Annotated in this window: 12 protein-coding genes; 10 read left to right on the top strand and 2 right to left on the bottom strand. The window is 43.0% G+C overall.

Translation table 11 applies throughout. The features are described 5' to 3' along the window. Nucleotides 1–31: 31 nt before the first annotated feature. Both N480_RS13205 and N480_RS13210 read right to left on the bottom strand, forming a co-directional pair. Complete coding sequence (locus N480_RS13205) at nt 32–235, bottom strand: hypothetical protein (RefSeq protein WP_063372968.1); 204 nt, start codon at nt 233–235, stop codon at nt 32–34. A gap of 68 nt (nt 236–303) precedes the next feature. After that, a complete protein-coding gene (locus N480_RS13210) occupies nt 304–1,152 on the bottom strand; it encodes a DUF72 domain-containing protein (protein ID WP_063372981.1) in 849 nt (282 codons plus the stop codon). Nucleotides 1,153–1,350: 198 nt separating this feature from the next. Between N480_RS13210 and aspS the strand changes: the two genes are divergently transcribed. The 10 genes from aspS to ybgF all read left to right on the top strand — a co-directional run bounded on the left by aspS (nt 1,351) and on the right by ybgF (nt 10,996). Continuing rightward, nucleotides 1,351–3,126 carry an aspartate--tRNA ligase gene (gene aspS, locus N480_RS13215; protein ID WP_063372969.1) on the top strand — a complete coding sequence of 592 codons (1,776 nt, stop codon included), beginning with the start codon at nt 1,351–1,353 and terminating at the stop codon, nt 3,124–3,126. 110 nt (nt 3,127–3,236) lie between these two features. Continuing rightward, complete coding sequence (gene ruvC, locus N480_RS13220; RefSeq protein WP_063372970.1) at nt 3,237–3,758, top strand: crossover junction endodeoxyribonuclease RuvC; 522 nt, start codon at nt 3,237–3,239, stop codon at nt 3,756–3,758. A gap of 2 nt (nt 3,759–3,760) precedes the next feature. Then, the gene (gene ruvA / locus N480_RS13225) at nt 3,761–4,378 is read left to right on the top strand and encodes a Holliday junction branch migration protein RuvA (RefSeq protein ID WP_063372971.1); all 618 of its coding nucleotides are present in this window, start codon (nt 3,761–3,763) and stop codon (nt 4,376–4,378) included. Between the two features lie 2 nt (nt 4,379–4,380). Next, nucleotides 4,381–5,385, top strand: a complete 1,005-nt coding sequence (gene ruvB / locus N480_RS13230; protein ID WP_063372972.1) for a Holliday junction branch migration DNA helicase RuvB — start codon at nt 4,381–4,383, stop codon at nt 5,383–5,385. An 831-nt stretch (nt 5,386–6,216) separates the two neighbouring features. Further along, nucleotides 6,217–6,921: a protein TolQ gene (tolQ, locus tag N480_RS13235; protein WP_063372973.1), complete on the top strand. Its 705-nt coding sequence runs from the start codon at nt 6,217–6,219 to the stop codon at nt 6,919–6,921. Beyond that, complete coding sequence (gene tolR / locus N480_RS13240) at nt 6,908–7,336, top strand: protein TolR (RefSeq protein WP_063359267.1); 429 nt, start codon at nt 6,908–6,910, stop codon at nt 7,334–7,336. The genes tolQ and tolR overlap by 14 nt, the downstream gene beginning before the upstream one ends. Continuing rightward, nucleotides 7,336–8,277 carry a cell envelope integrity protein TolA gene (gene tolA / locus N480_RS13245; RefSeq protein ID WP_063372974.1) on the top strand — a complete coding sequence of 314 codons (942 nt, stop codon included), beginning with the start codon at nt 7,336–7,338 and terminating at the stop codon, nt 8,275–8,277. The genes tolR and tolA overlap by 1 nt, the downstream gene beginning before the upstream one ends. 9 nt (nt 8,278–8,286) lie before the next feature. Next, nucleotides 8,287–9,645 carry a Tol-Pal system beta propeller repeat protein TolB gene (gene tolB / locus N480_RS13250; protein WP_063372975.1) on the top strand — a complete coding sequence of 453 codons (1,359 nt, stop codon included), beginning with the start codon at nt 8,287–8,289 and terminating at the stop codon, nt 9,643–9,645. Between the two features lie 41 nt (nt 9,646–9,686). Continuing rightward, on the top strand, nt 9,687–10,223 hold the full coding sequence (gene pal / locus N480_RS13255) for a peptidoglycan-associated lipoprotein Pal (protein WP_063372976.1): 537 nt from the start codon (nt 9,687–9,689) through the stop codon (nt 10,221–10,223). 17 nt (nt 10,224–10,240) lie between these two features. Continuing rightward, entirely contained in the window at nt 10,241–10,996 is a 756-nt protein-coding gene (gene ybgF, locus N480_RS13260) for a tol-pal system protein YbgF (protein ID WP_063372977.1), read from the top strand. The last annotated feature ends 172 nt before the right edge of the window (nt 10,997–11,168 follow it).

Raw genomic sequence — 11,168 nt, forward strand, 5'->3', positions numbered from 1 at the left:
AGTGTGAGTGAAAGCACTCACACTGTAGCGCTTATCTCGTTCCCATTGCACAGCAATCTGATGCTCTAGAGTTACCACCAAAAACCTCTTGATGTGGCAGGTTGCAGCAGTCTGAAGCGCGAGAGTTACCGCCACTGCCACCCGCGCCGATAATGTCATTTGTTTGTGCTTTTGGTAAACGAGCTTTATCCAAGGAAAGAGTCTTTACTTGTTTTTTTTGTAGCTTTAGTAACATGTTTTAATCCTTTATTTATTATTGGTTCCTCTTGTACAGTGCACCACACCATTATTTGTGTCAAATACTCACAGCAAGCTGCCCTGTTTTGGTTGTTGTTCAGCTGGGAATGGAAGTAAGACTTTATGATCAATGCCGAGATCTTGAGTAAACTGCCGCGCGAGAAGGGGAGAGTCGTAATTATCGGCTGTGTGAAAGAATACCAAGGGTTCCTTGCCTTCCTTTAACCAACCACGGATTTTGTTGAGCCAAGGGGCGTAAAACTGCCTATTCTCTTGAAGGTTAGAGCAGCCAACAAATCTGACCATTGGGCGATTGCCAGTGGCAATGACATTGACCGGGACGCGTGGCTTTTTACGCTGGGCATCTATGATGGCAGGTGTGCTGGCTGGCTCACTAAATAATGGGCGGGTGTCCATGATGATACGGTTAATGCTATTTTGCATTAGGTACTGATTGAATCGTTTTTCATTTTCATCTTTTTGAAAAAAACCTAAATTGCGTACCTCAATACCTACACATAGCTCCTTGGGCAACATCGTCATGAACGCTTCAATACGATTCAAGTGCTCGGGGCCGCAATTAGCGGGTAACTGGACCATAATCATGGCCATCTTTTCAAATAGGGGAGAAAACAACTTACACCATTCTAGCGTTTCTCTCTGACAGTTTTGCAAAGCTAATTCGTGTGTAATCTGTTTAGATACTTTAAAGGTAAATTTAAAGTCATCGGGGACAGCATCTCTCCACTGCAAAATAGTGTCAGCTTTAGGATTGGCATAAAAGCTGGTATTGCCTTCGACACTATTAAATATTCCGGCATACTCTTTAAGCATATTGGCGTTTTGGCAATGTTGACTAAAAAAGCGACCTTTCCAGTGTGAAGAGCTCCATTGTGGGCAACCTAAATAAAGCATAACGTCTTTCATTGATGTTTTTTCTAAGTCTAACAAACTGTGAGTACCTAAAAAAACCAACTTTACACATAATGATCATGATTGGAGGATGACAAAGCGGCCTATTTTTATATAATTGGCGATTATTTTTGTTAATTACGATAGCCCGTAGGCGAAACTGCACTTTGAAATGTAAAAGCCTAGGCAAATAGGAACGATATGCGCTCTATATATTGCGGAAAATTAAATAAGGACCACGTAGGTCAGGAAGTCGAACTATGTGGTTGGATCAACAAGCGCCGTGACTTAGGTGGATTAATTTTCGTCGACTTAAGAGATCGCGAAGGCCTAGTACAAGTTGTATTTGACCCAGAAGTTGACGGGTTAATGGATGTTGCAAACACATTGCGTCAAGAGTTTTGTGTGAAAGTAACAGGTAGTGTACGTGCAAGGCCTGATAGCCAAGTAAACAAAGACATGGCAACGGGTGAAGTTGAAATCTTGGGCACAGGTCTTGAAATAATCAACCGTTCTGAGCCGCTACCGTTAGATTTCAATCAACAAAACTCAGAAGAGCGTCGCCTTAAGTACCGTTACTTAGATCTTAGACGCTTAGAGATGAGTGACCGTATCAAGCTACGTGCTAAGGCATCAAGCTTTGTTCGTCGCTTCTTAGATACTAATGACTTCCTAGACATTGAAACGCCAGTTTTAACGAAAGCGACTCCAGAAGGCGCACGTGATTACTTAGTGCCTAGTCGTGTACATAAAGGCAGCTTTTACGCTTTGCCTCAGTCTCCACAGTTGTTCAAGCAATTGCTCATGATGTCTGGCTTCGATCGTTACTATCAAATCGTTAAGTGCTTCCGTGATGAAGATTTACGTGCTGATAGACAACCTGAGTTTACACAAATCGATATCGAAACGTCTTTCATGACGTCTGATCAAGTGCGTGAAGTAACGGAGCGTCTGATCCGTGAAATGTGGCAAGAACTTCTAAACGTTGATTTAGGCGAGTTCCCAGCAATGCCTTATGCAGAAGCTATGCGCCGTTTCGGTTCTGATAAGCCAGATCTGCGTAACCCGCTAGAGTTAGTAGATGTTGCTGATATCGTAAAAGATGTTGAGTTTAAAGTGCTGGCAGGTCCTGCGAATGATGAAAAAGGTCGTGTTGCAGTGCTTACAGTACCTGGTGGTGCAGAGCTATCTCGTAAACAAATTGACGAATACACTAAGTTTGTTGGTATCTATGGCGCGAAAGGCCTAGCTTGGATGAAAGTTAATGACCGCGAAGCTGGTATGGAAGGCGTTCAGTCTCCTATCGCTAAATTCCTCAACGAAGAGGTGATTGCGGCACTACTTGAGCGCACAAATGCACAAACAGGCGACATCATTCTATTTGGTGCTGATAAGCGTAACGTTGTAAACGAAGCAATGGGTGCGCTTCGTCTTAAAGTTGGCCTAGACAGAGAAATCACAGACCTAAACAAGTGGGCACCACTTTGGGTTGTTGACTTCCCAATGTTTGAAGAAGATGATGAAGGCAATCTTCATGCTGTACACCACCCATTCACGGCGCCAAAGGACATCAGTGCACAAGAGCTTGAGGCAAACCCAGCTGCAGCTATTTCAGATGCCTACGATATGGTTCTGAACGGCTATGAAGTGGGCGGTGGCTCTGTTCGTATCCATAACAACGAAATGCAACAAGCGGCTTTCAGAATCTTGGGTATTGAAGAGCAAGAACAGCAAGACAAGTTTGGTTTCTTGTTAGATGCACTTAAGTACGGTACACCACCGCATGCTGGTTTGGCATTTGGTCTAGACCGCCTTGTAATGTTACTGTGTGGTACAGATAACATTCGTGACGTAATTGCATTCCCGAAAACAACACAAGCTTCTTGCTTAATGACGAATGCGCCAAGTGTTGCTAACCCAGATGCATTAACTGAACTTGCAATTGCTGTACAGCAGGCACAAAGTGACGAGCAGTAATTTAATAACATGATTGAAAAGGCGGCCTTAATGGCCGCCTTTTTTGTTTTGATACTGGTAATCTATACAGTATTTTGGCATGATGTGGAAAAAATTAAGAGAGTAATGCCTTGGCAGTTTTATTAGGTATAGACCCAGGTTCTAGATTTACCGGTTATGGTGTTATCCAACATCAAGGTGCAAAATTTCAGTACCTTGGCAGCGGTTGTATTAAGCTTGCCGATCATGACTTTCCCACTCGATTAAAAATGATCTATCAAGGGGTGAGTCAATTAATCGAACAGTTTTCGCCAGATAGCTTTGCTATTGAGCAAGTCTTTATGGCGCATAACCCGGATTCGGCGTTAAAACTGGGTCAGGCCCGAGGTGCGGCAATAGTTGCTGCAACTATGCAAGACATCCCTGTGCATGAATACTCGGCAAGACAAATAAAGCAGGCTGTGGTTGGCACCGGTGGTGCGAATAAATCTCAGGTGCAAGAAATGGTAAAGCGCATTTTAAAGCTACCTGGGACACCGCAGGCCGATGCCGCAGATGCGTTAGCTATTGCGATTTGTCATGCCCATTCTGAACAAAATTTAATTCGATTGGCAGGCAATGCTAAAAAAACAGTTCGTGGAAGGTTAAGATAACTATGATAGGCAAATTAAGCGGAACTTTATTAGAAAAGCAACCTCCAGAGATCTTGATTGATGTCAATGGAGTAGGCTATGAAGTACAAATGCCAATGACATGCTTTTATGAGCTGCCGAATGTTGGTCAAGCAGCTGCTATTTTTACTCACTTCGTTGTACGCGAAGATGCGCAGTTACTATTTGGTTTTAATCACAAGACAGAACGTGCCTTGTTTAGAGAGTTAATTAAAGCAAATGGCGTTGGACCTAAGTTGGCTTTGGCAATTTTGTCGGGCATGTCCGCAGAGCAATTTGTCCACTGTGTGAATAATGGAGATGCATCTACGCTAGTTAAAATACCTGGTGTAGGCAAAAAGACGGCAGAACGACTAGTCTTAGAAATGAAAGATAAACTCAAAGACTTTGGCCATGATTTATTTACACCATTTAGCGACAATGCCGTGTTGCCGCCTCAGGAGGATCCCACCGTGGGTGCTTTACCTGCTGATGATGCTATTGCCGCGTTAATCGCATTGGGCTATAAAGCTGCACAAGCGCAAAAAGCTGTGAAAGGTGTTAAAGGTGAAGGCTTAGACGCAGAAACCTTAATCAAAGAAGCTCTTAAATCCATGATGTAATTATGATAGAAGCAGATAGACTAATTGAGCCCGAAGTACAGGGCAATGAAGAGCAAATAGACCGTGCTATTCGCCCGAAGTTATTAAATGACTATACGGGACAGCCTCACGTTAAACAGCAGATGGAGATATTTATTGAAGCTGCGCGTTCACGTGGGGAAGCGCTTGACCACCTATTGATATTTGGCCCGCCAGGGTTGGGTAAAACCACACTTGCTAATATTGTGGCAAATGAGCTCGGTGTAAACATAAAAACCACGTCAGGGCCTGTGCTTGAAAAAGCAGGCGATTTGGCTGCAATGCTGACAAACTTGGAAGAGGGCGATGTTTTATTTATTGACGAAATACATCGCCTCAGCCCTCAGGTCGAAGAAATTCTCTATCCAGCAATGGAAGACTACCAGCTTGATATTATGATTGGTGAGGGACCTGCTGCTCGTTCAATTAAATTAGACCTGCCCCCATTTACCTTAGTGGGCGCGACTACCAGAGCTGGTTCATTGACTTCTCCATTGCGTGACCGTTTTGGTATCGTGCAGCGATTGGAGTTTTATTCTGTAGACGATTTGGCGACTATTGTGAGTCGTTCAGCACATTTCTTAAATCTCGAGTCAACGGATGAAGGTGCTAGAGAAGTGGCTAAAAGAGCGAGAGGGACGCCCCGTATTGCGAATCGACTACTTCGTCGTGTTAGAGATTTTGCTGATGTGAAAGGTGACGGTAGTGTAGACGCAAATATTGCAAGTCAGGCGCTTGATATGGTCGATGTCGATAAATGTGGCTTTGACTATATGGACAGAAAGTATCTCTTGGCTATTATTGAAAAGTTCACTGGTGGTCCCGTTGGCCTTGATAATCTTGCCGCGGCCATTGGTGAAGAAAAAGAAACTATCGAAGACGTCATCGAGCCTTTCCTAATTCAACAAGGGTTTATTCAACGTACGCCAAGGGGGCGTATTGTCTCTGATCGCGCTTATATGCACTTTGACCTAAGCAAAGAAGACTAATCTCTATTGCCACAGCTATCAGTGCTGTGGCCTTTCTATTCCTTTTCCCTTCACCTTAAACTTTCTTTGTTAGTCGAAGTCTTGCTTGGCAGCGAATTACAGGCAAAAAAAAGCCCGCACATATGTGCGGGCGAAAACAACAAGTTGAAGGAAGTAATCCAGGGAACTGATGAGTCTGTTAAGGTTTTATCCAAAAGTTTCTCATCAAAGTAATAGAACAATCAGACATCTATTACTTAGGTAACTGGCTTTGCATTGCGTTAAGCAGTGCGCTCAGTACAGGGTGTATGTTAAAGACATCCGTGCCTTTTATCAAACTAGAAAAATTATATCTTTCGGATAAAAAAAACTAATGTCAAAGATTGTTTGTTATTTTTTAATGGTTAATTAATGACTCTATTTACATATTTAACTCACTGTTTTTATTGGTTTTGTACTAATTATGCGCAGATTGTGAATATTAGATAAATTGTTGTTAATTGGTATTACCAATAGGTTTTTGAGCATTTATTCGTGCAAAGTGAATAAATTCGGTCTTTTATGCATGTTGAGTAAATATTTAGGCTCCAACCGAAGTTGTGGAATAAAAATGTTAATTGCATAGAAGTACCACAAATAAAATGATTCAATTATTGATATATCCTTAAAGGTCAATAAATAAAGTGCATACTGGTGATTGTGTCATTTATCGACATTTAAGCTAATTTTATAGCTTTGACGTTGTAAGCCACTATTTGTGTGGTTAAACTACCTGAACCTTTTGTCGTGCTTGAAGTCTATCAGTTGAAAGGCGCCATGCCGGGTACACAATATTATTAGGAGTGTTAAAACGTGGAATCGGGTCTAAATTTCATTGATCTAATCTTAGAAGCCAGTGTGCTTGTTCAACTTGTTATGTTGACGTTAGTTGGTATGTCAATCGCATCTTGGGCGATCATTTTCCAGCGTCGCGCAGTAATCGCAGAAGCACAAAGTGATGCTAGAAAGTTTGAACAGCAATTTTGGTCAGGAATGGATCTTGGAAAGTTATATAACGAAATCACTGCGCGTTCAGGTAGCTCAAAAGGTCTAGAAGCTTTATTTGTGGCTGGCTTTAAAGAATTTGCCAGACATAAAAAGAACAACACCGGTTCTGCAAACATGATTTTAGATGGTACGCACCGCTCAATGCGAGTTGCGCTATCGCGCGAAGTAGAAAAACTTGAGTCTAGCCTTTCATTTCTAGCAACGGTTGGCTCGATCAGCCCATACATCGGCCTATTTGGTACGGTTTGGGGTATCATGACGGCATTTATTGCGCTTGGCAACGTCAAGCAAGCAACACTACAAATGGTCGCGCCTGGTATCGCTGAAGCCTTGATTGCAACGGCAATGGGTCTTTTTGCTGCGATCCCAGCTGTCATGGCATACAACCGATTTGCCAAGCATGTTGAAAAGCTGGAAGTGAACTACGCCAACTTTATGGAAGAGTTCGCTAATATTTTACATCGTCAAGCTGCCACGTTAGTAGAGGCGAAGAATAATGTATCAGCCTAAGAAAAGACGTCCTGTTGCCGAGATTAACGTTGTGCCATACATCGACGTAATGCTGGTACTATTGATCATTTTTATGGCAACTGCACCGTTGATTACCCACGGCGTCAAAGTTGACCTGCCTCAGATGCAAGAGTCTGATTTGGTCGAGACGAAAGATGCACCACCAATTATTGCAAGTATAGATGCAGAGGGACGTTACTTTGTTTCGGTGGGGACTGATCCTGAAGCGCCGATGGATGCTGTTGAAGTTGCAGCGATCATAAAGCTCAAACTGCAACAGAATCCAGATACGCCCGTATTAATTAAAGGTTCAGGTCGTGTGTCATATCAAGAAGTGCTGCTCTTAATGGATTTCTTGAAAAACGCAGGTGTGCCATCTGTTGGATTAATGACTAAATCGTTTGAGGATAATTAATGGATGCGTTAACAAGCGGAATTATCAAGTCGTTTCTGCTTCATTTCGCGTTAGCTGGAATGTTGTTTGCCTCAGCTAATTTGCAGATGTCAAAGCCAACCGTGATGCAAGTGCAGCTCAATCCAATCAGTGAATCCGTCGAAGAAGAAAAAGTGGTCTCTGCTATTTCAGTTGATCAACAAGCGGTTGAGCGCAAAGTAGCAGAGTTAAGAAGGCAAGAAGATGCTAAAAAGCGTGCAGAAGAAAAGCGCATTCGCGACTTGGAACGCAGAGCACTTCAAGCGCGTAAGGACCGAGAAGCAGAAGCTAGACGCATTAAAAAGCTAGAGCAGCAGCGACAAGCAAAACTTGCTGAGAAACGCAAAGCGGAAGCGCAAGCTAAAAAAGCCCGTGAAGTTGAGAAAAAACAACGAGCGGACGCTGAAAAAGCGCGTAAAGAGAAGCTCCAAGCAGAGCGAGCAGCAAAAGCAGCAGCTGAAAAGCGTAAATCAGAAGAAGATCGTTTAAAAGAAGCTGAAGCCAAGCGTAAGCGTCAAGAAGAAGAAGCTAAGCGCAAAGCTGAAGCTGCTGAACAGGCGCGCCAGAAAGCTCTGCAAGAGCAGTTGTTACAAGAACAACTGGCTCAGGAACAAGCTGCGAGAGCCAAAGTTCGTCAGCAGCAAGTGTTGGGTGAAGTAGACAAATACAGAGCGCTTATTATGCAACGCATTCAATCTAACTTATTAATCGATGAAAAGATGAAAGGTAAGCAATGCCGTGTAAATATTCGTCTAGGATTCAATGGTCTAGTGACGCAAGCAAAGTCGTTAGGCGGTGATAAGTTGGTATGTGAAGCTGCACTGAGAGCTGTGCGTATGGCTGATACTTTACCTGTCTCAAAGGATAAAGATGTCTTTGAGCAGCTTAAAAATATTAATTTAACGATTAAACCAAATCTTTAAAGGAAAACCATGTTAAAGCATTTTAAGAACATATTGTTGGTTTTTGCTTTCGGGATGGCAACGCTTGCCAACGCAGCGCTTGAAATTGTCATTACCGAAGGGGTCGACAGCGCAAGGCCAATTGCAGTTGTGCCATTTAAATACATTGGTAATGGCGAAGTGCCATCAGAAATTAGTTCTGTGATTGCCGCAGACTTGATGAGAAGCGGTAAATTTAAACCTGTTTCAGAAGAGCAAATGCCGCAGTTACCTACAAGTGATGAAGAAGTTGATTATGACGCCTGGGTAAGCCTTGGCGTAGAAGCCATTGTAATTGGCACCGTGACTCAACAGCCTGCTAATCGCTATTTAGTAAAATACGAGCTTATTGACGTATTGCGCGCGCAAATTACTGGCGGCGAAACGCGTATGATGAGTAATGGTCAGCTAATGAAGAGTCAGGATCACATTTTAGAAGGTCGTCAGAGTGTAATCGATAGTGATTCATTCCGTTACTATTCACATCAAATCAGTGATGTTGTCTACGAAGCACTTACAGGCGAGCGTGGCGCATTCAGAACCAAGATTGCTTACGTGATTGTACGCGAAGAGCAAGACAAGCCATATCAGCTTGTTGTAGCGGACTATGACGGCTTTAATGAGCAAGTGTTACTGCGCTCTAAAGAGCCTCTCATGTCACCTGCGTGGTCTCCAGATGGTAATAAGTTAGCGTATGTAACATTTGAAAACCGTCAATCGCAGATCTATGTACAAGACATCTATACAGGAAAGCGAGAAAAGATCACCAGCTATAAAGGTATCAATGGTGCACCGCAATTTTCGCCTGATGGCACACAAATGTTAGTGGTATTGTCAAAAGACAAAGGTGGTGCTACCGAAGTGTATGTAATCGACTTAGAAACGCGCAGCGAAAAGCGCTTAACTAAGCATAGAAGTATCGATACTGAGCCAAGTTGGCACCCAAATGGCAGAGAAATTGTTTATACGTCTGAAAGGGGTGGTAATGCCCAGATATATAAGTTAAATTTAGATACTGGTAGATCTAGACGTGTGACTTTTGATGGCGATATGAACTTGGCAGGTTCAATTACGCCCGATGGTAAGCAATTAGTAATGGTAAATCGCACGTTAGGTCAGTACCATATTGCTAAGAAAGAATTTGATTCAGGGCTGTTTCAGGTGCTAACTCGTACGAGACTCGATGAATCCCCGAGTATTGCGCCGAACGGCTCTATGATTATTTACAGTACCCTGCATAATAATAAGCAGGTTTTGGCCCTGGTGTCGATGGACGGTCGCTTTAAAGCGAGATTGCCAGTACTTGACGGGCAAGTGAAGGCACCGGCCTGGTCGCCGTTTTTACAGTAAAATTTACTGGTTAGACTTATAAAGATATAGGAATATACTCGATGCAACTTAACAAAACTTTAAAGGCTTTATTGGTAGCGTTGCCTGTAATGACTTTAGCTGCATGTAGCTCATCATCTGGTGATGTTGATGGTGGTGAAGGTCAGCAAACCAATGCTTCTTCTAACAGCAACAACGACGGCGTTGATGTAAACACAATCGATCGTCCAAAAACTGCTGAAGAAAAACTTCAGGAGAAGTATGAAGCGTTGCGTCAAGAGCAGATCGTATACTTCGATTTTGACCGCTCAACTGTTCGCAGCGAGTACGTCGAGTTACTACAAGCACACGCTGACTTCCTAGTTAAAAACCCAAGCGTTAAGGTACTTATCGAAGGTCACGCTGATGAGCGTGGTACGCCAGAGTACAACATCGCACTAGGTGAGAGCCGTGGTAAGTCAGTTGCTAAGTACCTTGAGAGCCTAGGTGTTTCTGATAGCCAAATCTCTGTAGTGAGCTACGGTGAAGAAAAACCAATGGTTAAGTCGCGCACAGAAGAAGCTTTTGCTAAGAACCGTCGCGCGGTATTGGTATACTAATTTAGACAAGAGATGTTATGAAGCCGAAAACTATTTTGGCAGCCATCATCTTTCTTAGCGGGAGCTCCCAAGTTTGGGCAGCTCCCGCTACTGTTTATGATGCTGCAAATTCACAGAAAACGCTTGAACAGCGCGTTGCTGAACTCGAAAATATGATGAACAATCGCAATCGTGTTCAGGCAGACTTACAATTACAATTGCAGCAATTGCAAGACGAAGTGAGCCAAGTTCGTGGTTTTACTGACGAGCAAAGCTACAAGCTTGAAAAAGTCTTACAACGCCAACGCGAGTTATATCAAGAGATTGAAAATCGCGTTACGCAAGTTTATGAGCAAACTAAATCAGATATTGCAGCAACGACTATCCCCAGTGTTGGAGAGCAGGCTGTAAGTACTAACTTATCTGAAAACGAAGCGTATGATCGCGCTGTGGCACTTATCATGAAAGATAAGCGCTATGATGCGGCAATTCCTGAGTTTCAAAACTTTTTGAAGCAGTTCCCCGAATCTGTTTATATTCCAAATGCGCATTATTGGCTAGGCCAGCTACAATCTATTAAGAGTCAGCCTGCAGAAGCAATAAAGCATTTCACTGTAGTTGTTGAACAGTTCCCAGACTCTAACAAGCGCCCAGACGCTATGCTCAAGTTAGGCACATTGGCTGCGAATGCAGGTGACAAAGAAAAGGCTAAGCAGTTGTTCAATGACTTGATCAAAGAGTACCCAAGTACGACTGCTGCAAAATTGGCAACAGAACGCTTATCTAAGCTGTAGTTAGCTGCTTTGTGTACACAGTGGTCTAAAAATAGGCGCTTAGACATAAAATTTAAAAAAAACAGCGTAATTCAGTTGCACTAGAAATTTAAATAAGTATTATAAGCGCCCGCAGCAGGCGATACGGTATCGACTTCTTGCTGCAATGAGTGGGTCATTAGCTCAGTTGGTA

It is taken from the genome of Pseudoalteromonas luteoviolacea S2607, assembly GCF_001625575.1.
Lineage (GTDB): Bacteria > Pseudomonadota > Gammaproteobacteria > Enterobacterales > Alteromonadaceae > Pseudoalteromonas > Pseudoalteromonas luteoviolacea_E.